Origin of the sequence: Ensifer sp. ZNC0028 (assembly GCF_000799055.1) — a bacterium.
GTDB lineage: Bacteria > Pseudomonadota > Alphaproteobacteria > Rhizobiales > Rhizobiaceae > Ensifer.
Genome location: NZ_JTLA01000066.1, coordinates 38,813 through 64,079 on the forward strand (window position 1 = coordinate 38,813; position 25,267 = coordinate 64,079).

At 62.1% G+C, this 25,267-nt stretch carries 23 protein-coding genes and 6 pseudogenes; 10 read left to right on the forward strand and 19 right to left on the reverse strand.

The window, feature by feature from the left end:
- Window positions 1–3: 3 nt before the first annotated feature.
- From traC to L981_RS15310, 5 genes are all read left to right on the forward strand, one after another.
- The gene (gene traC / locus L981_RS15295) at window positions 4–300 is read left to right on the forward strand and encodes a conjugal transfer protein TraC (protein WP_043617661.1); all 297 of its coding nucleotides are present in this window, start codon (window positions 4–6) and stop codon (window positions 298–300) included.
- 4 nt (window positions 301–304) lie between these two features.
- The gene (gene traD, locus L981_RS15300) at window positions 305–520 is read left to right on the forward strand and encodes a type IV conjugative transfer system coupling protein TraD (protein WP_043617665.1); all 216 of its coding nucleotides are present in this window, start codon (window positions 305–307) and stop codon (window positions 518–520) included.
- On the forward strand, window positions 513–2,489 hold the full coding sequence (traG, locus tag L981_RS15305) for a Ti-type conjugative transfer system protein TraG (RefSeq protein ID WP_043617669.1): 1,977 nt from the start codon (window positions 513–515) through the stop codon (window positions 2,487–2,489). Before traD ends, traG begins: the two co-directional genes overlap by 8 nt.
- A gap of 462 nt (window positions 2,490–2,951) precedes the next feature.
- Window positions 2,952–3,155 (forward strand): hypothetical protein, encoded by a 204-nt coding sequence (locus L981_RS36020; protein ID WP_371258877.1) that lies wholly within the window; start codon window positions 2,952–2,954, stop codon window positions 3,153–3,155.
- Between the two features lie 306 nt (window positions 3,156–3,461).
- On the forward strand, window positions 3,462–3,719 hold the full coding sequence (locus tag L981_RS15310; RefSeq protein WP_043617672.1) for a WGR domain-containing protein: 258 nt from the start codon (window positions 3,462–3,464) through the stop codon (window positions 3,717–3,719).
- 402 nt (window positions 3,720–4,121) lie between these two features.
- Here L981_RS15310 and L981_RS35070 read toward each other — a convergent pair whose 3' ends face one another.
- Window positions 4,122–4,277, reverse strand: a complete 156-nt coding sequence (locus tag L981_RS35070; protein ID WP_197067143.1) for a hypothetical protein — start codon at window positions 4,275–4,277, stop codon at window positions 4,122–4,124.
- A 186-nt stretch (window positions 4,278–4,463) separates the two neighbouring features.
- Between L981_RS35070 and L981_RS35550 the strand changes: the two are divergent.
- Together L981_RS35550 and L981_RS35555 are read left to right on the forward strand one after the other, a co-directional pair.
- Window positions 4,464–4,667: pseudogene (locus L981_RS35550) on the forward strand (transposase); the annotation flags it as partial.
- A 39-nt stretch (window positions 4,668–4,706) separates the two neighbouring features.
- Window positions 4,707–5,123 (forward strand): annotated as a pseudogene (locus L981_RS35555) (transposase); the annotation flags it as partial.
- A gap of 57 nt (window positions 5,124–5,180) precedes the next feature.
- Here the strand turns inward: L981_RS35555 and L981_RS15325 are convergent.
- Complete coding sequence (locus L981_RS15325) at window positions 5,181–6,185, reverse strand: NADP-dependent oxidoreductase (protein ID WP_052201812.1); 1,005 nt, start codon at window positions 6,183–6,185, stop codon at window positions 5,181–5,183.
- Window positions 6,186–6,292: 107 nt separating this feature from the next.
- Here L981_RS15325 and L981_RS15330 point away from each other — a divergent pair, with 107 nt between their 5' ends.
- Window positions 6,293–7,189: a LysR family transcriptional regulator gene (locus tag L981_RS15330; RefSeq protein WP_043617677.1), complete on the forward strand. Its 897-nt coding sequence runs from the start codon at window positions 6,293–6,295 to the stop codon at window positions 7,187–7,189.
- Window positions 7,190–7,499: 310 nt separating this feature from the next.
- On the opposite strand, the gene L981_RS35075 is transcribed toward L981_RS15330, so the two are convergent.
- The 12 genes and pseudogenes from L981_RS35075 to L981_RS15375 all read right to left on the reverse strand — a co-directional run bounded on the left by L981_RS35075 (window position 7,500) and on the right by L981_RS15375 (window position 16,498).
- The gene (locus L981_RS35075; protein WP_197067145.1) at window positions 7,500–7,664 is read right to left on the reverse strand and encodes a hypothetical protein; all 165 of its coding nucleotides are present in this window, start codon (window positions 7,662–7,664) and stop codon (window positions 7,500–7,502) included.
- 316 nt (window positions 7,665–7,980) lie between these two features.
- On the reverse strand, window positions 7,981–8,289 hold the full coding sequence (locus tag L981_RS15335) for a DUF736 domain-containing protein (RefSeq protein ID WP_043617680.1): 309 nt from the start codon (window positions 8,287–8,289) through the stop codon (window positions 7,981–7,983).
- 381 nt (window positions 8,290–8,670) lie between these two features.
- A complete protein-coding gene (locus tag L981_RS15340) occupies window positions 8,671–9,675 on the reverse strand; it encodes a Fic family protein (RefSeq protein WP_245281638.1) in 1,005 nt (334 codons plus the stop codon).
- 192 nt (window positions 9,676–9,867) lie between these two features.
- A complete protein-coding gene (locus L981_RS15345; RefSeq protein ID WP_043617688.1) occupies window positions 9,868–10,176 on the reverse strand; it encodes a DUF736 domain-containing protein in 309 nt (102 codons plus the stop codon).
- 632 nt (window positions 10,177–10,808) lie between these two features.
- Window positions 10,809–11,735, reverse strand: coding sequence for an ArdC family protein (locus L981_RS15350; RefSeq protein ID WP_043617691.1), 927 nt, complete (start codon window positions 11,733–11,735; stop codon window positions 10,809–10,811).
- Window positions 11,736–12,027: 292 nt separating this feature from the next.
- Window positions 12,028–12,615 carry a hypothetical protein gene (locus tag L981_RS15355; protein WP_043617694.1) on the reverse strand — a complete coding sequence of 196 codons (588 nt, stop codon included), beginning with the start codon at window positions 12,613–12,615 and terminating at the stop codon, window positions 12,028–12,030.
- Between the two features lie 394 nt (window positions 12,616–13,009).
- On the reverse strand, window positions 13,010–13,423 hold the full coding sequence (locus L981_RS35560) for an SANT/Myb-like DNA-binding domain-containing protein (protein ID WP_245281639.1): 414 nt from the start codon (window positions 13,421–13,423) through the stop codon (window positions 13,010–13,012).
- 100 nt (window positions 13,424–13,523) lie between these two features.
- Window positions 13,524–13,733, reverse strand: a pseudogene (locus L981_RS35565) (hypothetical protein); the annotation flags it as partial.
- A 55-nt stretch (window positions 13,734–13,788) separates the two neighbouring features.
- Window positions 13,789–13,884 (reverse strand): annotated as a pseudogene (locus tag L981_RS36025) (hypothetical protein); the annotation flags it as partial.
- A complete protein-coding gene (locus tag L981_RS15365; protein WP_371258878.1) occupies window positions 13,881–14,171 on the reverse strand; it encodes a hypothetical protein in 291 nt (96 codons plus the stop codon). The pseudogene L981_RS36025 and the gene L981_RS15365, both read right to left, overlap by 4 nt.
- Complete coding sequence (locus L981_RS15370; protein ID WP_043617697.1) at window positions 14,168–14,644, reverse strand: hypothetical protein; 477 nt, start codon at window positions 14,642–14,644, stop codon at window positions 14,168–14,170. The genes L981_RS15365 and L981_RS15370 overlap by 4 nt, the downstream gene beginning before the upstream one ends.
- 96 nt (window positions 14,645–14,740) lie before the next feature.
- The gene (locus tag L981_RS15375; protein WP_043617700.1) at window positions 14,741–16,498 is read right to left on the reverse strand and encodes a ParB/RepB/Spo0J family partition protein; all 1,758 of its coding nucleotides are present in this window, start codon (window positions 16,496–16,498) and stop codon (window positions 14,741–14,743) included.
- A 367-nt stretch (window positions 16,499–16,865) separates the two neighbouring features.
- On the opposite strand from L981_RS15375, the gene L981_RS15380 reads away from it, so the two are divergent.
- The gene (locus L981_RS15380) at window positions 16,866–17,132 is read left to right on the forward strand and encodes a type II toxin-antitoxin system ParD family antitoxin (RefSeq protein WP_043617856.1); all 267 of its coding nucleotides are present in this window, start codon (window positions 16,866–16,868) and stop codon (window positions 17,130–17,132) included.
- Window positions 17,129–17,441 (forward strand): annotated as a pseudogene (locus L981_RS33820) (type II toxin-antitoxin system RelE/ParE family toxin). Before L981_RS15380 ends, L981_RS33820 begins: the two are co-directional and overlap by 4 nt.
- 26 nt (window positions 17,442–17,467) lie before the next feature.
- On the opposite strand, the gene L981_RS15385 reads toward L981_RS33820, so the two are convergent.
- The 5 genes and pseudogenes from L981_RS15385 to L981_RS35085 form a co-directional block, all read right to left on the reverse strand.
- Window positions 17,468–22,564, reverse strand: a complete 5,097-nt coding sequence (locus L981_RS15385) for a DEAD/DEAH box helicase family protein (protein ID WP_043617859.1) — start codon at window positions 22,562–22,564, stop codon at window positions 17,468–17,470.
- Window positions 22,565–22,680: 116 nt separating this feature from the next.
- A pseudogene (locus L981_RS15390) lies at window positions 22,681–23,076 on the reverse strand (DUF3085 domain-containing protein).
- 12 nt (window positions 23,077–23,088) lie between these two features.
- Window positions 23,089–23,694 carry a DUF1419 domain-containing protein gene (locus L981_RS35080; protein WP_043617862.1) on the reverse strand — a complete coding sequence of 202 codons (606 nt, stop codon included), beginning with the start codon at window positions 23,692–23,694 and terminating at the stop codon, window positions 23,089–23,091.
- Window positions 23,695–23,819: 125 nt separating this feature from the next.
- Window positions 23,820–24,824, reverse strand: coding sequence for a DUF3991 and toprim domain-containing protein (locus L981_RS15400; RefSeq protein WP_245281640.1), 1,005 nt, complete (start codon window positions 24,822–24,824; stop codon window positions 23,820–23,822).
- A gap of 166 nt (window positions 24,825–24,990) precedes the next feature.
- Entirely contained in the window at window positions 24,991–25,167 is a 177-nt protein-coding gene (locus tag L981_RS35085; RefSeq protein ID WP_043617703.1) for a hypothetical protein, read from the reverse strand.
- Between the last annotated feature and the right edge of the window lie 100 nt (window positions 25,168–25,267).

The window sequence follows — 25,267 nt, forward strand, 5'->3', positions numbered from 1 at the left end:
GACATGAAGAAGCCATCCTCCAAGATCCGCGACGAAATCGCCAAGCTCCAGGAGCAGCTCAAGATCGCCGAGACCCGTGAGGCCGAACGCATCGGCCGGATCGCGCTCAAGGCGGGCCTCGGCGAGATCGAGATCGACGAGGCGGAGCTGCAGGCTGCTTTCGAGGACCTGGCGAAGCGGTTTCGCGGAGGCGAGGGCCGTTCGAGCGGAGGGAAGAGGGGGGCAAGCGCCGGCGAAAGCGGCGCACCGTCCACGCAGAACGCGTCTGGCTCGGCTGCGGGCGGGGTTGGCGAGGCTTGAGCGCATGAGCCGCACCATGACTTCCGACGCCCGCAAGAAGGACACGCGGGAAAAGATCGAGCTTGGCGGACTGATCGTCAAAGCCGGTCTTCGCTTCGAGAAACGCGCGCTTCTGCTCGGCGCGCTGGTCGATCTGTACCAGCGTCTGAAAGTCGACCAAACAGAACGATCACGACTGATGGCGATTGGCGCGGAGGCCTTCGGGAAAACCGATGAATAGGATCCTGCTGTTCGTCGCGCCCGCCGCACTGATGATCCTCTCCGCCGTCAGTATCACGGGGATCGAACACTGGCTGTCTGCCTTCGGGAAGACGGAGGCAGCGCGGCAGACGCTCAGCCGGGCGGGCATCTCTCTGCCTTATATCACGGCAGCGCTCGTCGGCGTCGTCTTCCTGTTTGCAAGTGCCGGCGCGATCAGGATCAAGTCGGCAGGATGGGGTGTAGTCGTCGGCGATGTGGCGACGATCCTGATTGCCGCGCTTCGCGAAACGATCCGGTTGTCGGGACTCGCGCACCAGGTGCCAGTGGGCAAGTCCATTTTCGCCTATGTCGATCCCGCCATGCTGATCGGAGCGGGCTCTGTGGCGATGGCGACCTGCTTTGCGCTACGCGTCGCGCTGGTCGGCAACGCGGCATTCGCCAAGGCCGAGCCCAAACGGATCCGCGGCAAGAGAGCGCTGCACGGCGAGGCGGATTGGATGAAGCTTGCCGATGCGGAAAAGCTGTTCTCCCAAGCCGGCGGGATCGTGATCGGCGAACGATATCGTGTCGATAGGGACAGCATTGCGGAGCGCTCGTTTCGGGCCGACAATCCCGACACATGGGGGAGCGGCGGCAAGTCCCCACTGCTCTGCTTCGACGGCTCGTTCGGTTCGTCACACGGCATCGTCTTCGCCGGTTCCGGCGGCTTTAAGACGACGTCCGTGACGATCCCGACCGCGTTGAAATGGGGCGGCTCGCTGATCGTTCTTGATCCCTCGAACGAGGTGGCGCCGATGGTCTCGGCACATCGCACCGGCGCGGACCGCGACGTGTTCGTGGTCGATCCGAAAAAGCCGGAAACCGGCTTCAATGCGCTTGATTGGATCGGGCAATTCGGCGGCACCAAGGAAGAGGATATTGCCTCCGTCGCCTCTTGGATCATGAGCGACAGCGGTGGCACCCGCGGCGTCCGCGACGACTTCTTCCGAGCCTCGGCCTTGCAATTGCTCACCGCAATGATCGCCGACGTTTGCCTGTCCGGACATACGGAAAAGGAGAACCAGACGCTTCGCCGGGTGCGCACCAATCTTTCTGAACCGGAGCCGCAGTTGCGCCAACGCCTGCAGGAGATCTACGACAATTCGGACTCAGATTTCGTGAAGGAAAATGTCGCGGCCTTCGTCAATATGACCCCGGAGACGTTCTCCGGCGTCTATGCCAATGCGATCAAGGAAACCCACTGGCTATCGTATCCGAACTATGCCGCACTGGTGTCGGGGAATACGTTTTCGACAAGCGACCTTGCAGCGGAAAACACCGACGTCTTCATAAACATCGATCTCAAGACTTTGGAGACGCATGCGGGCCTGGCTCGCGTCATCATCGGTTCCTTCCTGAACTCGATCTACAATCGCGATGGCTCGGTGAAGGGAAGGGCGCTCTTCCTTCTCGATGAGGTGGCGAGGATTGGTTACATGCGCATCCTGGAGACCGCGCGCGACGCCGGCCGCAAGTATGGCATCACGCTTCTTATGATCTATCAGTCGATCGGCCAGATGCGCGAAACCTATGGCGGACGCGACGCCGCCAGCAAGTGGTTCGAGAGCGCGAGCTGGATCAGTTTCGCGGCGATCAACGATCCGGAAACGGCCGATTACATCTCCCGTCGCTGCGGCACGACGACCGTCGAGATCGACCAGGTCAGCCGCAGTTCCCAGGCGAGAGGATCGTCGCGGACGCGATCGAAGCAACTGACCGCGCGGCCGTTGATCCAGCCGCACGAAGTTCTTCGCATGCGAGCGGACGAGCAGATCGTCTTCACGGCGGGCAACGCGCCGCTCAGGTGCGGTCGCGCGATCTGGTTTCGGCGCGACGATATGAAAGCCTGCGTCGGGACGAACAGGTTTCACAGGCTCGCAAACACGTCTAGCCCCTCTCGGATCGAGCCGGCGCGCAGCGCAGCGAGCAAGGCCGATCCGGAACAATGAAGAGTATCGGAGAAATCAGCGTGAGCGACGACCGAAAGGGCGGGATTTCGGGAATTCTCGTCGTGCGAGGGCGGGAGAGAGCGCAGCCGCAGGAGCCTCAACATAGTGGCCCGAAGGGGAGGCGGGACCGACTGCGCCCCGACGCTCGCACACCGCCTAAAGATCGCCTTGCGCGAGGCAAAGAGGAGAGGACCGAGGGTGACGAAATCGAATGTGGTTCCGTTCAGAAAGCCGTGGCAGTCCGACAGCAGGAACGATCGACATCGCTGGCAAGTCGCCCCGGTGGGGACCGTGCCGCCCGCGCAAAACCCTGACCGCGATCCTCTGCGCCATGGTCTTTGCTGCGGGAGGCTGACTTGCCTTCGGAGGCGTTGATAACTTTCTGGGCTTGTGACAGCTGTCAGGACGCCAACAGCGGATTTATCGTCAGCGGCATTTTCATTCTGCAGCGCCGAGCGCCATGTGAACTGCGTCGTCGACGGCGATACGTTCTGGTCCCGGGGCGAGAAAATCCGCATCGCGGATATCGGCACGCCGGAACTCGAGCCACCGCGGTGTGAGGCGGATCAAGGCGAAGCCGTCAAATCACGTCTGCTCGCGCTGCTGAATGGTGGCAAGTTCTCGCTTTCAGCCGGGTTTGGGCGACGAAGACAAATATGGCCGTGAGCTGCGTACCGTCACGCGGGAAAGGCGCTCGGTCGGAGACGCACTCGTTGACGAGGGTCCGTCAGGCGCCGGGACAGCGCAAGACACGGATGGTGCTGCTGAGAGCCACGAGAAGATATCACCAGATGGCCGAAACCGTGTCGCGGGTTCGGGGTGCGTCAGGGAGTGGAGTAGAGCCGTGCGCCGAAGGTGTCTCGCCCAAGCCTGTCTCGATCTTCCGAAATCATCACCGATGTGAATCGATCCAGGCTGACCGATTCATAACTGTCGTTAGACGGGGTTCCAGAGATCAGCGATTCTTCTCTCATGATCTCGCAGCCCTACCATCTCTACGTCGAGCGCTCGGACTCCTCCAGGAACATGGCACGCTATTACGCCATGTCGATCGAACCGAACCTCTTTGGCGATGTGTGCCTGCTCAGGAAATGGGGCCGCATCGGAAGCAAGGGACAGATGATGGTCCATCATTTCGGACGGGAAGAGGAAGCCGTCCAGCTGTTTCTCGATCTGCTCCGACAAAAGCGGAAACGCGGTTATCGGCCGCGCGCATCGATGCCGAGATGAAAATGACCCGTCGTGGCGTGCCGGAGCGTGCCTTATCGACGTCGGCTCCAGTTGGTCTCGAAGGAGACTTCGTCCTCTACGAAGAACGGGATCTTGATCGCGAGCTTCAGGCCAAGCTTTCCCTTGCGGAGGAATGGCTGAGCCAATGCCGAGAGTGCGGACCCGACGGCCGGTGGTGGCGAGGAATTGAGCGAACTGTTGCATGTCGTTTCTCCTTTCGAATTGCGGTCATCGCGGGGATAGTCGTCGGACCGGAAAGGAGGGACGCACCCCCGGAGTCCCCGTTGCGCGAGCGCAATGGGGTGGCGTGTACGGCCGAAACGAATGTGGAGTCACCCTCGAGCTGATACTCGGCGAACTCGTCGTCTCCGATGAGAACGCTCCGCTATAGCGCCACACTGATCATCCGCGCGCCCAATTGCGGGCCTCCAGTCCTTCGATCAGGCGATCGTGGAGACCTCGCGAGAAGTCTGTCTCGCAGCCGAACTGGTTTGCAAGGACGACGAGGCGGAAGCCGGAAAGCTTGGTGTAGAGCATGAGCTTCTCATCCCTTGCCATAATGTGATCTCCTTGGTTGATGACAGAGATCGGCCACCCTGTTGCAAAGAGGGGTCAAGGACCGCGGAACGCGGAACGCAAGCGGGGGAACCGATTTTTTCGGTAACCGCTGTTTTTCCCCCACATTGCCCTCTGTCGCCTGATCTGTGATCGAGTTTCCATGGACGAGCGGCAAGGAGTTTCTCCATGGACACTACATTGGAGGTTCTCACGAAGCGACGGAGCCGAAGAGAGGCTCACCGCCAATGGCCGGACGAGGTGAAGGCACGGTTCGTTTCGGAGAGCTTGCGTCCGGGCGTGACAGTGAACGAGGTGGCCGAGCGCCACGGGCTGAAGACCGACCACCTATCATCCTTGCGAACACTGGCGCGGCAGGGGAAGTTGGTCTTGCCTCAGCCCGAAGACGCGGTCGAATTCGCGGCCATGGTAGACGCTCGCCTTGCTGGGCGGCAGGAGCGGTCAGCGCCGCTGATCGCCGACATGCAGACCTGGCTCGTCCATCACCGTGCCCGTGTCGCGACCAAGTCCCCGCTCGGCGAGGCATTGGCCTACATCGCCAAATACTGGGACGGCCTAAAGCTCTTCCTAACCGATGGCCGCATCGAGATTGACAATAAGACCGTCGAGCGAGCCATCCGGCCGATTGCTCTCAATCGCAAGAATGCACTCTTTGCCGGACATGACGCCGGGGCCGAGAACTGGGCGACCACCGCCTCGCTTATCGAGACCTGCAAGCTCTACGCCGTCGATCCCTTGGCATATCTGATCAGCACGCTCATCGCCATCGTCAACGGCCACAAGCTGAACCGGATCAATGAGCTTCTGCCGTGGAATTATTCCGCTTGAGTGCCGCGTGCACAAAAACCGCAGTGGGCCGTAGCCGACAAATGCTCATTCAGGGCATCATAGCTTGACCAGTTGCTTGCCGAAGTTCTCTCCCTTCAACATCCGAACGAAAGCGTGGGGTACGGTCTCAATCCCTTCCGCAACATCTTCCCGTGTCTGAAGCAGTCCCTGTTTGTACCATGACAGCAGATCGGCAATCGCCATCTCGTATTCTCCCTCGTGGTCGTCGAGCAGGAACCCTTCTATCCGTGCACGGGTAATCAGTGTCCTTCTGAGATGCCGGAGGCCGATATCGGGCTGATCAAACCGGTCGGCCAAGGCAATGGTCCCGACCACCACCACCCTGCCAAAGGTGTTGAGGTTTAACATGGCTGCATCGTGAATTGGGCCGGCAGTGTTGTCGATAAAGACATCGACGCCTTTGGGGCATGCGGTTGCGACATCTGCCACGAGATCAACTGAGCGTCGATGATTGACCCCGGCCCGATATCCAAGCTCCCTGCACCATTCCAGTTTCTCGTCGGAGCCCGCAACAGCGACTGCGTCGAACCCTTTGATCCGCGCGATCTGTCCCGCAATCTGCCCCACAGCTCCTGACGCGGCCGAGATCAACACCGTTTCCCCCAACTTCGGTTTTGCTGTTCTGAGGAGCGCAAAATAGGCGGTGAGACCGGGCATACCGAGATAGCTAAGCGCGGACTGAATCGGAGCGTCGGTACTCATCACTGATTTCGCTGACGCGGCCGGGATTACACTGAACGGCTGCCAACCAAAATGATCGCTCATCACGACGTCGCCTGCCTTGAAGGCTGGGGACTCAGACGCAATTACCTCGCCAATTCCGCCGCCGCACATCAGATCGCCAATCTTGAAACCAGCAGCATAGTTCTTCGCGGGGCTGATCCGGCCGCGCATATAGGGATCGACGGAAAGCCACAAAGTTTTCACCAGCAGCTCACCATCCGCAGCCTCGGGAATTGGACGGTCCTCCAAGCCCCAGTTCTCAACGGAAGGCATTGCGGAAGGGTAGCTTCGAAGTATCCAGCTAGGATTCGTCAACATGTCCATCTCCTCGAATGAAGCGTTCGCCGCATCGATGCATGAATCCGATTTCCGTGTTAATACATGCAAAGTGAAAGATATTGTTTTGAATTTCGGAAGAATGGCGCATGGATATGATCGAAGCCATGAAGGTGGCAATGGCAGTCGCCAGGCACAACAGCTTTTCTTCCGCGAGCCGGGACCTGCGCCTTTCGGCTGCCTCGGTCAGCCGCATCGTGGCAGACTTGGAAACCGACCTCGGCGTACGTCTGTTCAACCGCACCACCAGGCAGATCAATCTGACGGATGCCGGGATGGAGTTCGTGCAAAAGAGCACCGGCCTCCTGGAGGAGCTTGATCTGATGCGGAGCGCGGTACGCGAGCGCCATGAAGCCCCTCGCGGCCAGCTTCACGTCTCCTGCGTAACCGCCTTTGGCAATGAGTGCCTGGCACCAGCGGTTCCTGAATTCGTGCGACGGTTCCCGCAGCTCGATGTCTCAATCGACCTTGGCAATCGGCTGGTCGATCTCATCGGCGAGCACTTCGATGTCGCCATCCGAGTAGGGCCGTTGAACGATTCATCCCTGATCGCGCAGAGGATTTTCACACAGAGGATCGTGTTCGTCGCGACACCCCAGTTTTGCGAGCAACATGGGACACCCAGAACCTTGGACGAGATCAAAGGTTGTCCATCCGTCATACAGGTCAGCGGAGAATGGGGGCGCGTTCATAGGTTTTCGCATCAAGGAAAGGTCATTGACTTCGAAGTGCCGCAGCATCTGACGCTGAATTCAGCGCGAGCGGTGAGAAACGCCTGCCTGGCGGGAGGTGGCTATTCCCTCTTGGGCGATTTCATGGTCGCCCGGGATATAGCGGAGAACCGCCTCGTGCGGCTGCTGCCGGATTATGAACCCATCGAGCAACCGATCTTTGCCTTCTATGCTCAGCGACGTCACACCCCACGTAAAGTCAAAGTGTTCATTGACTACTTGGTGGAGGTCTTCAGTGGCAAAAGTATCAGGTGAGGCGCAGGACATCTTTTCAGGCCCGCTCCGGTCACAGGGATTCTTGTCTAGGTGCCGATGGCACACCGCTTACTTTTTCCGGGAAGCGCAGTGCAACGCAGCGGCGGAATAATTGGGGGAGACCGCGCCGTCCTTGACGCCGGATTTGCTGGCGTAAATAGGACGTCATAGAGAGAAGAGATCCGCGGCCCCGGAGGCGGCGCGACCGCATCCGGCGTGAGCAGGAGGGGTGAGAGGGGTGAAACCCGTGGCAGCCGGGAGGCTGGTCGATCCGGCGGACCGGCTCACATACCCGAAAGAAAGAGCCGCCTCAGAAGGGCGGCTCGGCTTCGACGGCGCCCTCCTGTTCGGCAAGCATGACAGCCAGAACGGCTTCAGCGAGTTCGAGCTCCGTCTCGATCTGGCGGCGCTCAGCGGCATTGTACACGCTCTTCAGCTCCAGCCGCAGTTCCTCGATGTGCTGTTCGATGGTCATCGTCTCATCTCCTTGAGTTCGTGAAAGACGACGACGCGGGGCGGGACGGGATGGCGGGGTCAGGGATCGCGACCGCCAGCGGCGGCGGGTGGGGGAGCCGATTTTGTTGGAGCGGCGGGAACCGGAGCGGAGGCAAAATAGGGGGTTGACCGCCCGTCCTTGAGGCCGCGATGCCGGCACGGCACACTGAGGCGATCTGAGCAGACATTTCCGGTTCCGTATGGCACCAGAAAAGCCGGAAGCGGGTTCGATGCCCGCTTCCGGCTTCTCAATTCGGACGATTGGCCCCGCCTTGCGGCGGGGCCTCGTCTGGGTGTCACTCGCGGTTGGGGCGGGACCAGATCAGCTGGTAGCCGTCCTCGCCTTCGACTTCGGCGAGGGTCGCGTAGATCGGCGCAGGGAAGCTCGGGTCGTCCAGTTTGACTGAGAGGTAGTCGCGGTCCTGCTCGGAGCGCTTCTGCCAGGCCGCGCCCAGCTCCACATTGCCGGCGTAGATGCGGTAGTGCGGGCCTTTGTCGGAGGGGTTTTCGATGCGGGCGATGCGAGCCTTGACGTTGAGGGCGAGGGTGCGGATGGAGCCTGTGAAGCCGGCTTCGGTTGAGGTGAAAGTGCCGATGGTCGCCATGGTGATGTTCCTTGTCCTGTGTCTCGGGCCGCGCCATTGCGGCCTCGATGGCAGTCGCAAAGACCGGGGACGATCGAACCGCACCCGCCGGGGTCCCCATCGCGCCTGCGCAGTGGGGTGGCATAGGGCCGCAATGCAATGGAGGGCGGCGAGCCGCAGATTTGTTAGTCGGAGAGGAGGGTGGCGGAGCCGGCCGGGGTAAGAAATCTGCGGATGCCGTTGCCGGAAAACGATCGAGGCGCAGCCGCTCTCCGGTCAGACATGCCCCATCGAGCCCGCGGATGGAGCGCCGGAATCGGGGGGAAGGATATCGCTTTGGCGATGTTCCCGGTTGAACGATCGCTTCGATACCGGTGCGCCGGCCGGCTCTTCACACTGGTTTCAGCTCAGGCCGTACCAGGTCCCGCGACCCGCTCCATGAAGGGTCAGTTGTCGCTGCTCGGTCAACGCCCGAAGATGATCCTTGACGGTGTTGCGGCTTGCGCCTGTGGTCTTGGCCGCTTCCATCACCGTAACGCGCCCACGCTCACGCGCCAGTTCGAGGATCGAGACCGACAACTCCGGAAGGTCGCCCAGCAGGATGCGTTCACGCTCGATCTTGCGCTCGAGCCGCTGCTTCTGCCGCTGCAGGCTCCGGAGGAAAAACTCGACCCACGGATTCCAGTCCTGTTGATCTGTCCGGATCGTGCCCTGCGTTCGACGAAGCGCGAGGTAATAGGCTTCCTTGTTCTGTTCGACAACGCTTTCGAGAGAGCTGTATGGCACGTAGGTATAGCCCGCCCGAAGGAGCAGCAAAGTGGTCAAGGCTCGCGACAGGCGGTCATTGCCGTCGTGGAAAGGATGGATTTCCAGAAACACCACCACGAAGACAGCGACGATGAGCAGAGGGTGAAATTTTCCATCCGTCTCCTGGACCTTTTGCCAGGACACCAGTTGCGACATCCGGCCCGGAGTATCAAAGGGGGATGCTGTCGCGAAGACGACGCCCAGGCTTCGTCCATCTTCGTCGAAGGCTTCGACGTTGTTGGCAAGGGTTTTCCAGTTTCCCCTGTGTCGCTCATCCTTGGTCGAGTGAGCGAGTAGATCGCGATGGAGTTGGCGGATGTGATTTTCGTCAAGCGGGATCGCTTCGAAGGCAGAGAAGATCGTTTCCATTACCTCGGCATAGCCTGCGACTTCCTGTTCGTCTCGGCTGGTGAACGAGCCGATGCGCAGGTTCGAGAGCAGCCTTTCGACTTCTCGGTCGCTTAGCTTTGCGCCTTCGATACGGGTGGAAGAGCCGATGCTTTCGATCGTCGCGACCCGGCGCAAGCTGGAGAGCCGGTCTGGCGCGATACGACCGAGCGCTCGCCATGCACCTTTGAATTCGTCGATCTCGGCGATCAACGACAGGATCTCGGGCGTGATACGCAATTTCGCGAGATCAAGGGCCGTCATCCATTATCCCATCCGTTTCCATCCAAATGAGATACGACATACCCTACTCCATTTTTCCATCCGTTTTCATCCAATAAGGAAGAATGGCGGAGAAAAGGTCAGAGGGAGAGGCCCCGCCCATCGGGCGGAGCCTGGAGGATCTCAGTCGCGGTTGGGGCGCGACCAGATCAGCTGCAGGCCGTCTTCGCTTTCGACGTCCGCCAGCGTGGCGTAGATCGGAGCGGGGAAGCTCGGATCGTCCAGCTTGACCGAGAGGTAGTCGCGGCCCTGTTCGGAGGTCTTCTGCCAGGCTGCACCCAGTTCGACGTTGCCGGCGTAGATGCGGTAATGCGGGCCCTTGTCGGAGGGGTTTTCGATGCGGGCAATGCGGGCCTTGACATTGAGGGCAAGTGTGCGGATCGAGCCGTTAAAGCCGGTTTCGGTGGAGGTGAAGGTGCCGATGGTTGCCATTGTCCAAGTTCCTTTTGTTGGTTTCGGACCGCGCCCTTCGCGGCCTCGATGGCTGTCGCAAGGATCGGGGACGATCGGACCGCACCCAGGGGGCCGGAACAACGTGGAGGGCGGCCGGGAGAAACTTTGTTGTTTCGCGAGGAAAGAGCGCCTGAGCGCTCAGGGGAAGAAAGTTTTGTACGGCCGTTGCGGGAGGACGATCGAGGCGAAGCCGCTCTCCGATCAGACATGCCTCATCGAGCCCGCGGAGGACGTGCCCTATGCCGAGCGATCAAGAGGAACATGGTGATGGCAGCGTGCCACCGTCTTGCCCAAGCGCAACATTGCTGCGATCGAACCGTTTCTCTGTTGCAATGTCAGGCCCACAATTCGGTGGCGACGGACCGGCCGGCTTGGAAGTTGCCTCCAGCAACCAACCCGGTATCGTGTGCTGGCGATTCGTCGCCTGGAGGAAGTATGCGTCCCAAAGCCGTTTACCGTCGAAATCAAGCAATCCCGGAAGCTCAAACCGACCGACCGCAAAACCTCGATCGGGGGCAGGCTGGACCTCACACCAGATCAGAGCACGCTTACGGAAAGAGAGCCAAGAGAGGTGTCGGCCGTTGGCGGCGACAACGACCGACCCTGATTTTCTAGGCCGCGACTTTGCCCTCGGCTGCACGAGGCTGCAGATCGTGAAGGAAGGTCACTGCCCGCTGCGCATGAGCGGCCGCCTGAAAAATCGCACGCCGGTCTTCGGAAAGCACCTTGAGCCAAGAATCAAGATAGCTCGCGTGGTCGGGCCTCGGCTCCAACTCCGGGGCGATGCCGAGGTCCGCGCAAAGGAAGCAGCTCCCGAGCTCGGCGATTAGTTCCTCACGTGCCCGTTCCGACCGGTCCTTGTGGTAACGGCTGAGATCGCGGTTCAACCGATGCGAAGCGCCGGCCCAGTGGGTGGCCTCATGGCTGAGCGTCGCATAGTAACTTGGCGCATCCCGGAAGCTCTCGAACAGTGGCATCTGGATGTGGTCGCTGGAAGGGGCAAAGAAGGCCTGGTTTCCGCCGTGGCGGATGATCGCGCCAGTGCTGCGGAAAAAGCGATCGGCGTGCTCGAGCCGTTCGACGGGATCGATCATAGGCTCCGGTCTATGATGATACCGCTCCGGCAGGCCGTCGATCTGCTCTACGTTGAAGACCGTGTACGCTTTCAAGAAGGGGATATCCCGGTCGACCTCACCACCATTGCCATCGGCTTCGGTCTTGGTAAACCGGCTGGCGAAAACGACGGTCGACCCGGTTTCGCCCTTGCGGACTGCCGCGCCCAGTTCGAGCCCCTGCTTGAACGTCATCCACATCGGCGACGAAAAGCCGCGCGCCATGCCTTCCGACCATAGCAGCAGAACGTTGACGCCCGAGTAGGGTTGTCCGTTGCTTCTTAGCGGACGCGTGATCCGCTCTCGCATGTTCCGGTCGTGCCAAGGCTTCAGCCATGGTTTGACGCCACGGGCCAGGTCATCGACGATCCGATCGGTAATCCGGCTATAGATGTCTGCACGTTGCGCTTCTTGGCTTTTGCTCATTTTTCCATACCTCCGTTTACGAGACAGCGCCGATCGCGGCCCGTCACGGCGGTCCGAAGGACGGGCTGAGGGGATGGCGCACGCTGGTCAAGCGCCGGAACGTCAGTGGAGGAGGGCAACGCCCTTGCGCCTGAATTCCCGACCCCGGCAGGACCGAAGCCGGACGGGTCCGCGATGGCGGTAAGCTGGCAACCTTCCTTCATTTGCCTTCGACACGCGAAAAGCCGGCTCCGGGGGCCAGCCATCGATCGGAAAGAGAAGAAATGGCGGGGCCGAAGCCCCGCCGTTGCGGTCAGTCGAAGGCGGCCATCTGCGCTGCCGCCGCCTTGCGGTCGATCGACTGACCGGGATTGTCGACCGGGCGGTCGAATGGCTTCCAGACCTCGCCGACGATATGCTCGTAGGCAGCGACGGCGCCTTCCGCGGCCATCCGGAGAGAATGGGCCTGGACGCCCATGTCGGCCGCGAATTCACGTTTGCGCTGGGCGGCGCTGTCATATCCGACCGGACCGTCGAGATCCTCGTCGCGGACGTCATTGGCCGCCTTGGCGGTGGCGTCGCGTGCCTCTGTGACGGCGCGGGAGTAGAACTGGCCGGCGCCATGCGCGGACCCGACATAGGCGCCGACGATGCGCTGGAGGTGGATCTGCATCGCCCGCTCGCCGAGGCCATCGGAAAGGCTGTCGGCCGTCTCGATAATCAGGCGCTCGTGCAGTTCACGGATCCCGTCGCCGTCGATCACCGCCGTGCCGAAGCTTTCAGCTATCAGCATCGCCTGGGCGGCATCCGGGCAAGTCAGCCGGACCATTTCGATGGTGGCGCCCTTTCGAAGCTGCACGACGCGGGCGGGCTGGCGGGACTGGGTTGCGGGCTTGGCCATGAGCTGTTCCTTTCAAGGTTTCCTCCGAAGCGGTTCCGGCCCTTGCCGGTCTGCCCCCTCGGTGCGGTCAAAAGGAGCCGGCGGAAGACGGGCGTTTCAGGGTCCGGGCCCGCCAAGACGAGCAAAGCCGGGATGCGTGCAAGCAGGTCATCTTGACCTCGCGAAGCACGCGGCCCTGCTTTTGAGAGGACGGCGCGGTCCGGCCGCCCCGCGGCGCGATAGCGGCCTTGAAACGGACGGCCGCCGGTTCAGACCGCAGCAAATCCGAAGGGGAGGCGGGCAAGGAACTGGTCCGCAGGGAACTCATTGAACAGGAGGGCCTAGGCGCGCCGCAATCCTCTGACGCCGCCTGATGCGAGCAACCGCTGGAAGAGCGCCACTGCGCGGACCAGGCTCACACGCGACCGCCAGGGAGGCGCTCCCGGCATTTGGGATTGCAGGGGCTGGCCTGGACGCGGAAGCGCCGACCGACGGAACAGGTTTCCGGTGCGTCCGGCTGGTGATCCGAACCCGTCGTTTCCTCAGGGCGTGGCTTCGGCAGACGATAAGCGTGAAGCCAGGACGGACCATGGGAATTGCGCAGGCGACGCAACGTGCCACCGTCGTCATAGGGCGGACCGCCCATCCAGACACGGTTCAGGATGCTCTTCCAACGAGAGCCGTGCTTGACGACATAAGCCTGGATGACCTGTTCCTCCTCTGCGGTCAGAGGCGGCAGCTTTTTAAGTTTGGGCCGCGTTGTTGCCACCTTGCTGGCTGCGGTTGACGTCGCCTCCATTTCGGCAATCAGCCTGTGGAGCTCCGCCACACCGGCATTCAGGCATTCGGCCGCCTCGAGATGATGGAACTGGATCCAGAACGCTGTCCGGTCCCGATGCCCGCCCGTTGCTCGAGTTCGCCTATCGTGCTCATGAGCGTCCCTCTGCCATTGAGCTCCCACTCCCGCCCTCTGCGGGTCGCGGAAGCCGCCGGTGGCGGGCCCGGAGAGCCGCGAAAGCAGCGTCCTGCCGCGAAAGTTTGCGCGTAAGCGCGTCGACCTACGGCTGGCGCTCGGCGGACAGCGCCGCGAGATTGGCGCGATAGCGTTCGAGGAATGTGCCTGAGGCCGGCCCCGTACCAGCCACCGTCTGCCCGCAACATCGGATGGACGGCGGCGTTACGCGCGACCGAGAGTTTGAAGCCGCCATGCCCAGCTGTGGTGTGGGAGACGATTCCGTGGGCATAGACGGTGGCACCCTGAGAGGCGCCCCAGGGCGTATTGCAATTCATGCGGACAGAACGGCGAGCGAGAGCTTGAAGCTCGCGGCAATGTACCGCCTGTTCAAATATGCGGTTTCGGAAGGCCGCTTCGTCTTCAACGGAACCATGATGCGAATAGTGGGGTCGCGACACGGGCCACGCGCTGGCGAGGAATAGCGGTTATCCCGCGCCGGCACCATGGCGAAGACGAGGTCGCCGACGCGCGCAACAGGCATTGCGTCGACACTCTGGGCGAACTCCACCCCTAAAGGCTTAGGGGTGGAGTTCGTGGAGGGTTGCGAGAGCGGACTGTTCATGCCGCCGCCCTCCCTTCGACATGATCGGCGGCAACCTCGTCGGCAGTCACTTCGTCGAGCACCGCGTGGGGATAGCCGTGCCGGGTCAGCCATTCCTCGGCCGCTGGCCGATTAGGCGCTACGTAGACAAGCTCGGCATTTGCGCCGGGGCGATCGAAGACGCGGAACGATCCCGGCGCCGGGCGTTCGATGACCTTGAACGATAGCTCGCTGTCGAGCGAGAAGGTCCGGTGGATGCGAAGGGCAATCACGCCGCCCGCGCCAAAGTCGCCCTCGTGAAGGGTAAAATCCGGTGACAGGCTGACACTGCCGACGCCGCGCTTTCCCTGCTTGCGGATCAGCCGGCCCTTGCTGTTGCGGTATTTCCAAGAAGAGAGTTTCTTGTTGTGGCGCTCCGGCGGCCGCGGCGTACCGTCCGACCAGGCGACGATGGAGCCGATCGAGGCGAGATCATAAATCAAGGACGCAGACATGCGCTTTCTCCTTCATGTTTTGCGGATGATGAAAACGAATGCGCCGCCGGTGATGGCCGGCGGCGCGATTGAGGGAATGAGTGTTAGAGGAGGGGACTACTCCGCAGCGATCCCGTAGGCGGTTTCGTCCTCATCCGAAGCGTGGCTGTCGCGTACGTTTTGCGGTTCTCCGAACTGATCGACGCCCGGATCGGCTGCGTCGGACGCGGAGGCATCGTCCTCGGTGTCCGAGCCACCCGCAGGAACATCATCGCGACCGTCGTCGAGATGGTCGGCATGCTTTATCAGGTCGGCGACGTCCTTCGGGTTCGGCGAGAAGAAGGCCACCGGGTGTACGAACTGGACGTCCTTGAAGTGGTCGACGAGCGCCGCGCGCGTCTCGCGCACACGGGGACGGGGATGGATACTCGCCTCCTTCGCCGCCGCCTCGAGCGCCTGGCGCGACAGGCACACGAGAAAGTCTTCCGTGCCCATGTTCGGCAGGAAGCCATCGGCGCCGATCGCTTCGCCGGCGATGCGCGAGACCACACCGCTGTTCGAGATGTTGCGCCTGCAGGAGAAGACCTCAATCAGTATCGAACGGGCGGCGACTCGAACCGTCTCCATATCGAACGACAGCCTGCCATCTTCGGAGAAGAGGCGGGCGGCGTGACGTTGCATGCGCTTCGTCCCGAACACGTTGTCGTTGCTGCCCGAGTCGACGCGAACGTTTTGCCCGGAGAAGGCGAGCACGAGCAAGGCCATCAGCATGTCGTCGGCGATCGGCGCCCGGCCGAGCGCCTCATGAAGCGCATCGGTGCGGAAATCGCCGATCATGTCCTGGCCCTTCTGCGTGACGTCGGGGCGTGCCTTCGACGCCGAGATTGCCTCGTCGTCGACTCCAGCTGGGCTCTCTGCCGATGTGCCGGCCTGCCCATTCAGCTTCCTGGCTTCCGGCATCCGGTAGTGGACCGCTTGCACCTTGCCCTCGCGATCGAGATACAGGGCGGTGCTGTCGCCCTTGCCGCCCTTGCCGTAAACACGCTCAGCCTTCCTGGGCAGTTCCGGCTGGCCATAGTTGTTGACCTCGACAATCGCGCCCTTCTTCGGCAGGTTGATCGTCATCCACTCCTGCTGGGCGCCGAGGTAGGCTTCGACATTGGTGGTGTAGCGGCTGTCCTCGTCGGCCGGGGCGAAGAGATCTTCCACCCACTCGATGCCGTAGGCCTCCCGCAGATCGTCGCCAAAGCTGGCATCCTTGGCGTACATCCGCTTCTTCGAAAGCGCGCTGGCAACCGACCACCACGACGCCGTGCCGCCCTTCCTGGGCTTGTGCGCCTTCCATACTTCCCTTTGCTCATCGAGCGTGGCGGCGGCGATGGTGCGCAGCTGTTGCTCGGATGGCATGTCACCCTTCGCGATGTGATCCAGCATGGCCGGTAGGACGTTGGCGAGCACCCGGAGTTTGCGGATCTGCCGCACCGGCAGAGTGAGGGCGGCGGCGATGGCCTCCTCGGTCCAGTCGAGCGCGACGAGACGTTCGATCCCCCGCCATTGATCGACCGGGTTCAGCGGCTCACGAGCGATATTCTCGACCATCGAGCGCATGGCGCCGTTGTCGTTGGCGGCCTCCACCACCAGCACCTCGATCTCCTCGAGGCCGGCGGCGACAGCCTGGCGTCGACGGCGATGGCCCGCCTCGATGATGAAGCAATTACCGCCGTCGCGCTCGGGGAAGACAACCGGCGGCTGGATGACGCCGACGGCCTTGATCGTCGCCAGCAGCAGTGCGTCTGACTGCGGCGTCGATTTCGACTGGCGCGTGTTGTCGGGATTGTCCTTGAGCGCACGGGGATCGACCTTCATGAGATACATGGGATGCTCCTTTTCCCGGATCTGGGATACGGCGTCTGCCGATCCTTCCTGTCTTCATTCTTTCCTGAAGACACCTTCCGAACCGTAGAGCGGGCGGCCGGGGGCAACTGCGGTCGAGCATCACTGCCGCGAAGGAAAAGCGGGGCTGATAGCCCTGCGAAGGACGAGTGGCCGGGATGCGGAGACGGCGGTTGAGCGGAAGCGGCGACCGGCAGACCGATCTGCGAGCGGGGTTTCCCTCCCTTTATCTTCCATTTCTTCTTCCTGTTTCACCGCTTACAACTGGAATGCGGGTGATTGCGACGAGGATAGATAACAGTTGATAAGATGCCTACCTTGCCTTCCATTACATTCGATGGAGACAAGCGTGATCAGTGCCGATCTCGGAAAGCAGCTCGAAAGCTACATTCAGCAACTCGTCGACACAGGCCGCTATGGTTCGAAAAGCGAAGTCCTGCGGGAAGGTCTGCGACTGGTCCAGGACCGCGAGACCCGTCTTGCGGCGCTGGATGCGTCCATCACGCGCGGCATTGCCGATGCGGATGCTGGCCGAACGAAGCCGGCGAGCGATGTCTTCGATCGACTCGAGGCCAAATACAGTGCGATGGCTGACAAGGCCGACAAATCGGCATGATCCTTAAGTTTTCCTACGAGGCGGAAAACGATCTCGAGCAGATCGCCGATTACATCGCTCAGGACAATCCCCGGCTCGCCCTGTCATTCGTCCGGGAGCTGCGGAGCAAGTGTGAGAATCTCGTCGATAGTCCGAACGGCTTCGCCCTCGTCCCCCGGCTACGAGCACCATGGTATCCGTCGGCGCGTTCACGGCAACGACCTGATCTTCTACCGCGTCGAGGGCACGAAAGTGGTCATCGTCCATGTCCTGCATGGCGCCACCGACTTGCCATTCTGTTCGCTGATTAGTTTGGGCCGGTCGATCTAAGGCGATTGGGCGCTCTAGTAGCCGAGCTAGGCAGTCATCTGCATCTCAACGTCATCGCGGGCGGTTTGCGCCAGCGCCTCATCGACCTCCCGCAGTTGTCGGCGTTTGTCGGCCAGTTCCCCCGCAAAGGCGAACGCAGCACCCTCGCGCGAATGATAGGAGGCAAGGCGCTTATGTGCGTCTTGCAGCCGTTGGCGATAGCGATCCTGCTCGCCGTCAAAACCATCAAGCGCGTGTTCGAGCCGGGCGACGGCGCCGAGCGGCGTCACCGTCACCGGCAGATCGATCTCTTGGGTCGCACCGGTGCGCTGGAGGAGCGTCGTGTAGTGATAACCGTCACCCTTGCCGAAGCGTTCGCCCTGGAACACGAGATCGAAGCCTCCGATCGAGGCGATGACGATCTCGCCCTCCTGCTGGAGCCGAACAAGGGTGAGGGTTTCCTTCATCAAGGCGCGACCGGCGGCTTTCCGCTCGTCGAAAGGCTCACCGACGACGGTGACGGCAAAGGCGTCAGCCGCAGTCGGAACAAGGCGCTCGATGTCTTTTCCGATTTCCGCAATCCGCCGCTTCGAGATCTCGATATCGCGTTCGGCGTCACGGATCTGCCGGCGCACAGCATATTGATCGTCGTCATGGGCGGCGCGCAACCGTTCGAGACGCGCGATGTCCGCCTCGAGACCCGCCCTCCGCATCAACCGCTCGTCGCCGCTCGCAATCGCCTTGGCCATCGCAAACTGATTGGCCGCCCCGTCGCCGAGATCTTCGAGCCGGCGGATGGAGGTGTCACCGGAAAGTGCTGCCGCAATGAAGCGGGCCTTGCGTTCGTTGTTCTGCCACATCGAGGCATCGAGCGAGCCTTGCGTGGCGTAGGCGAAGATATCGATTTCATCGTGCTGATTGCCCTGGCGCACGATCCGGCCCTCGCGCTGTTCGATCTGTGACGGCAACCATGGGACATCGAGATGATGCAACGCCTTGAGGCGAAGCTGCGCATTCACGCCCGTCCCCATCGTTTCGGAAGAGCCGATCAGGAAGCGGACCTTGCCGGAGCGCACGTCGCCGAACAATCTCTGCTTGGCCTCCGTCTTTTTGTAGTCCTGCATGAAGGCGATTTCCGAAGCGGGAACGCCCAGGCGGACCAGCGCGTCCCTGATCCAGCGGTAAGCCGAAAAACCTCGGCTCTTCTCGACATTAATGGTGCCGAGATCGGAAAAGATCATCTGCGCCGCGCCGGGCAGATCGAATGGTTTGCCGTCCGGACGGAGATAGATGCTCTGTGAGGTCTCCTGCCAGATGCGGTAGGCATTCTGGACGAGCAGGTTGAGCTTGTTGTCCGGTTCGTTGTCATTGTCCGCATCGATCAGGCGGAGATCGATTGCCGCATGGCGCCCGTCGGTGATCACGGAAAGCAGGATATCGTCGCCGGGCTTTGCCGGTCCCTCGCGCATCTCGATCGCCTTGATGCGGGCGTCGAGGATCGTCTGGTAGTTCCTGAAGGCCTGGGTCGGCTTGGCCGTCAGGATCTGCCGCCGGCCTGTCGAAATATTGGGCACCTTGACGTATTCGCGGAGATCGTCCGGCATCACCACGTCGGCGAAGGACCGAAACATCGCGATCAGTTCCGGCACGTTGACGAAGCTCGCGAACCGGCTGACCGGCTTGTATTTGCCGGAAGGCTGGATCTCCAGTTCCGTCGTGGTGTCGCCGAAAGTCGAGGCCCAGGCATCGAATTCGTGCAGCCCGCGCTCGCGCAACGCGCCGGCCCCGAGCAGCCGCTGCACCGAGAACATCTCGCCGAGCGTGTTGGTGATCGGCGTACCGGAGGCGAGCACGAGCGCGCGCCCCGGATTCCTGGTTTCGATGAAACTCGATTTGACGTAGAGATCCCAGGCGCGCTGCGAGCCGTTGGGATCGATACCCTTGAGTGTCGACATGTTGGTCGCAAACGAGAGCTTGCGGAATTCCTGCGCCTCGTCGACCACGATCTGGTCGACGCCGATTTCGGAAATTGTCAGCAGATCGTCCTTGCGGGTCGACAGCGCCTCGAGCCGTTCCTTGAGGCCTTCCTTGAGCCGCTCCAGCCTTTTCCTTGAGACTCGATCCTCGCCGTCGACCTTGGTGAGCAGGTCCTCGTAGAGTTCGAGCTCATCCTGGATCATCTGCTGTTCGAACATTGACGGGACCGCGATGAACCGGAACGCCGAATGGGTGATGATGATCGCATCCCAGGTCGCCGTTGCCGCCCGCGACAGGAAGCGGGCGCGCTTGTCCTTCGTGAAATTCGTCTCGTCGGCGACGAGGATGCGGGCATTTGGGTAGAGCGCCAGAAACTCCCGAGCGGCCTGGGCCAGGCAATGCCCGGGGACGACCAGCATCGCCTTTGCAATCAGTCCAAGCCGACGTTGCTCCATGATGGCGGCAGCCATCGTCATCGTCTTGCCGGCGCCGACGGCGTGGGCGAGATAGGTCGAGCCGGCCGAGATGATCCGCCAGATACCGCGTTTCTGGTGCCCATAAAGAACAAAGGTGCCGGAAGCGCCCGGGAGTTTCAGATGAGAGCCGTCGAACTTTCGAGGCGCGATATTGTTGAAGCGGTCGTTGTAGGCCCGCGCCAGCCGGTCGCTCCGATCGGGGTCCGTCCAGACCCAGTTCTGAAACGCTTGCTTGATCTTCTGCAGCTTGTCGCGCACGGCCTCGGTGTCGACGACGTTCAGGACCCGTCGCTCGCCATCGGCGTCCTTGAAGACGTCGAAAATCTGCGGCACTCGGCTGTTCAGCGCATCGGCGAGCAGCTCGCCGGCGTGACGGCGATCGGTGCCCCACTCGGATGTGCCGGCGGCCGTCCAACCGAGCCGCCGCGCCTCGACGGTCCACGAGCCGAGTTCCGGCATGTGGTGGATTTTGATCTCAGCGTCCATCGTCTCGTGCACGAAGTCGACGATATCGGTTGCGGGGATCCAGGGTGCGCCCAGCCGAGCGGTGATGTCGGACGGGCGGAGATCGGCGGGCTGCACCGCCCGGAGCGCCCCGACATTGCGCTTGTAGGCGGCATCGAGCGCGGCGGCCGCTTCTGCGACGCCGAGCTTCGTGCGCACAGCGCCGGAGAGATAGGCGTCCGAGGTTTGCCAGGAGCCGTCGGCCGGATCACGAAAGATCGTGTCCCCGAGCGCATCGAGAACCGCATCCGTGTCGCAATGCAGAAGCTCGGCGATATGATCGAGGTCGACGCGTCCGCGCTCGTTCAACACGACGGCCAAGGCATCGGCCGCGGAGGTGATGATCGGCGGGGGAGGTGGTGCGATGACGCGTTCGGAAAAGATCGGACCGGGCCTGGCGGTGTCGGTTTCGAGGTCATAGTCCTCAATGGAGGCGACCAGCCAGCAATCGGGATCGTCGCGGAATGGCTGCAGGTTCGGCTGGCGATGGGTTTCGCGCACCTCTCCGGTTTCGGGGTCCTCGGTCGCTGAGACGGTCGTATGGTTGATCGGCCCGAAGTCGCGGACGAATTTCGACCAGGCGATGCGTAGCCGCACTTGGCAGTCCCGCCATGGACGATCCAGCTCCTGAGCCTTCAGGACGTCGCGCATGGTATCACGGATCGGGATCAGCTTGCGGATGAGGCGGACATGCTTTTCCGAAATTCCCTCGCCGCTTCGGGCCTTGCGAACCTGCACCGTGACCTGTTCACCGTCGACGACCTGCATGAGACCATGCCGGACATCGATGAAATAGCTGCCCTCGCGCACCTTTGCATTGTCGGGACGAAGATCGACGATCTCGCCGAGCTCGTCCTCCAGATCGATGTCGATGGGGGTCGGTTCGCCGTCATAAAGGCCTTCCGGGAGAAGACCGATGGCTGCCATCAGCGCCGCCTCGAGCTCCTCGCCGGCGCGTGGCCGGCACGTATAGGTCTCACCGAAAGGACCGGGGGTCACGGTATGGTCACCGAGCACGAAGTCGGGATGCCGCGCGAACCATCGGTTCACGCGGATCGGGCCCTCGTCGTCGACAGCCGGCCGAACCTCGTCCAGGTCGAGCCACGAAAGGTCGCCTTCCGGTTCGCCTGCTTTGCGCTTGCGGAAGAAGAGGATGTCGACCATGACGTCCGTGCCGGCGTCACGCCGAAAACTGCCTTCGGGCAGACGGATTGCCGCGATCAGGTCAGCACACTTGGCAATATGCTCACGTGCAGTGCGATCCGCCTTGTCCATCGTGCCGGCGCTGGTGACGAAGGCGGCCAGGGCGCCCGGCTTTAGGAGATCGATCGACCGGGCGATGAAGTAATCGTGCAGCCGGAGACCGAGCGAACGATATTGCCGGTCGGAGCGAACCGTCCGATCGGAGAAAGGCGGGTTGCCGATTGCGAGATCGTAGATCGCGTTGAGTTCGGTGTGCGCAAAATCACCGTTGATGATGCGTGCCTTGGGCTGCAGCAATCGCGCGATGCGGGCCGTGACGGGATCGAGCTCGATCCCGGTGACGTAGCTCGCATCGCGATACTGTTTCGGCATCAGCGCCGGAAACAAGCCCGTTCCGATGCCCGGATCCAGCACGCGGCCGCCGCGCCAGCCGAGGCGTTGCAGGCCCCTCCAGATTGCCCGGATGACAAATTCGGGGGTGAAGTGGGCATATTGCGTGCAACGGGCGAGCGATGCGTAATCGCCATCGCTGACGGCCGATTGCAGCGAACTGCCGAGATCGTCCCAGCCTGTGCGAAAGTCGGCTTCCCCCGGCCGTCGGAACATGCCGTTCGCCAGTTCGCCGGCGCCGAAGCCGGTGAACCGGATCAGTCTCGCTTGCGCTTCTGGAGTTGCAGGCAAGTCCAGCTTCTCGAGTTCATTGGCCGTGAGGATCGCCGCGACATTGATCCGCGCCCGCTCTTTCCAGGTCGCGGCGAGCGCGCGATCCCCCCCGTCGAGGTAGAAATTGGCACGCTGACCCTGCTTTCGCGGGAACGAGCGCCTGGCCGCCGGCAGGGCCTGCGCGGGCGCAGGAGAGGACGGGGTTGGGTCGGGCTCGTCGTCATTGGCGGCAAAGCCGCCGAACGCGGTAACGCCAAGACCAAGTCCCGACGACAATGCGCTGCTGCCTGATATATCAAGGGTGAAGGGTTCGTTGCTCATCGAAAACTCCTTGTGAGCGAGCGTCATCGAACCGCCGCAAGGGGCAGTCGAGGGAACGCGAAGGGGTGGAAAAGGTCGCCGTCTGCGTGCGCGGCGCGGCTATCGTCGGCCGAGCGCTAGTCGCGCCTGATCAAAATCCGTTGCATCGTGTCTCCCGCGAAAGCGATACGGAGATGTGTGGCATTGGGGCTTGCCGCCATCATCGCCTCCAGCTGGCCGGCATCGAGGAAATCGACACCGTCGTCGCCATCGAACGTCCGGCGCTTGACCTCGAACCAGTCGTCGTGGGTGGCCGGATTGCATTCCTTGGCATGGACGACGAGGGGCTTCTGGCCGCCGGCAAGCTTGCCGTTGGAGAGAAGATGGACCCCATGATCTCCGACCAGCCAAAGGCCCGGCTACCCGTCCTTTGCCGGCCCATAATAGGGGTAGCGAAAGGCGCCATTGGCTTCGGCATCGACGCGGCCGCGCGCGATCACCTCGCGCACGGATGCGAGCGGAAAGGTGAGCATGGCCCTATCTCCTCAAGCCGCGATCGGCGAATGGAGGTGGCGCAGTTGTACAGGCAGCTTGGCTGCGATCTCGTCGTCGTTGAGGTCTTCCAGGAGCTTCAGCAACGTGCCGCCTTTCCCGCCGTAGAGCATCACCGTGCGCTTGCCGCGCAAGGCCTCTGGCCAGCGCTCGCCGGCATAGCCGCGATACTCGTCCGCTGTGCTGCTCCAGATATGGTCGAGGCGTTCCTCGCGCGTTATGGCGCGGACCGGGCGGCTCTCACGTTCGATGATCGCAACGCGCATCGTCCCGACGGACGCTTGATCGGAAAGCTCGCAATAGCCGTGGAAATGGCGGATCGCCTCGTCGATCCGGAGCGCGAAGAAGACACTGGTGACCGAGCCGGTGAGGAACTCGCGCATCGCGAACATCGAGCCGCGGATCCAGAGCGGGGGCAGGATTTCGAACATATAGTCGTGCTCGGCCTCGCCGATCTCGAACCATTCGCCGGCGTAGAGCGGCGTGGCATCGCCGTCCCAGCGGTTGGGCCGTTGATGATGACGGTCGAACATGCGGAACATCTGCGCTCGGCTTGCGACGCCCTGAAAGACTTTTCGGATTGTGGGAGAGGGGTTCATCTGCGGCTCCTTTGAAGGTTTCGGACCGAAGAGCAGCACGGTCCTCTCGACCTTGCCTTCCTCTTAAGTCCTTCATGACCCCTCGGCTGCTGCCGGCATCGCGGTCGTCTGGGTCAAGGGCCGGCTTAAGCCGGGCGCAGCCTCCCTTGACGCGGGCGGCGCGCATGCGGCATGCCTCCTCCTTCTTTCCTCTCCCTCTTTTCCTTTTCCCTGATCTTCAGAACCTCGTTCCAATCGTCCGCGGGCGGGCGAAGCCGGGTCCAGTCACAGCCCACATCGTCAGCAAGCGTCCGCAACCGGTCGGCAAACATATCGCCCTGCGGATTGCCGTCCGTCGCCGCAACCACCTGGACACCAGGCCCCGCGGCCAACGCCCGCAACGCTGTCTCCGTGGTCGGCGACCATCCGCCGCCGGTGCTGAGATAGACGGTGCCGTCGCGCAATCCCTCGATCGCCGCAAGACTCATGGCGTCGATCGCAGCTTCCGTGACAGCCAGGCGGGACGCGCGATCCGAGCCGAACCGGAAAAGAACCTTCATTCCTCCAGAGGCAAAGCCCCGGTATTGCGGACCGCGCGCCTCCCAACCGGTCAATACCCCTGCATGGTCTCTATGCGCCGCCCACATGCTACCTTGCGGACCTTCCCGCAGAAGGTCCGCTTTGATCGCCGTTTTGAGCAAGAAGGCAGGTAGGCAACGCTCAGCATTGAGGTAGCGCCATGTCGCCGAACCGGGCCAGGGACGGCGGCGAGCCTGCCAACGATCGAGAAGCGAGAGGTAACCTCTCTCGCCATCCTTTGCCGACTGCCACTTCGGCTGCGTGATCTGAAACCCGACGAGATCCGCGACCCGCGCGGCGCCTCCGACAAAGCCGACATGATCGAGATGTTCGACGAGCCGAAACACATCGCCTTTCGCTTCGGATAGAGGATCGAACCATCCACGCCCCTCATGGGTGACGATGATGATCTCGCTACCACGGCGGAACTTGACCGCCCGCCGCGTGCTCTCCTTCGCGTCTATCGCAAACCCGGCATGCTCAAGCACTGCGGCACAGCTGACCTGCTCGCGCAGCGCTTCTATCTCTCTTCTCTTCATTTTGCCTCCGATCGCGCGGCGATCGGCCTCCATGATCCTTGCCTACCCGTCCATTCACAGACATCCTTCAGCGGGCCCCGAAGAGCAAAGACCGCAAGGGCGCGAGCGCGCAATTGTCGGATCATGCAAGCTGGAATTGCCCGCGGCAAAGCATCCCTTGCGGCCTGCCGCTCGCAAGGGGCACCAGAAGGGGGCCGGCTCAATGAGCCGGCCATGGATGAAATTCATGGATGACCTCGAGATCGTCGCTTGCGTCGATCTCGTCAGAGGGCAGAACGCCATATTGACCGTCGACTTCGAAGACGGTGACCGGGACCATCAGGTCGCGTGAGAGCTGGAAGGCGTGGGACTGTGCGAGGACAAGATCGTGCGACATCTCAAGAGGCTCCATCTGGGAGCGGGCCAATTCCCGCTCGATGGCTCCAATGAAGGCCCGGGGACGGGCGCGATCACCGCGAAGGCGAAAGCCGAAGCGG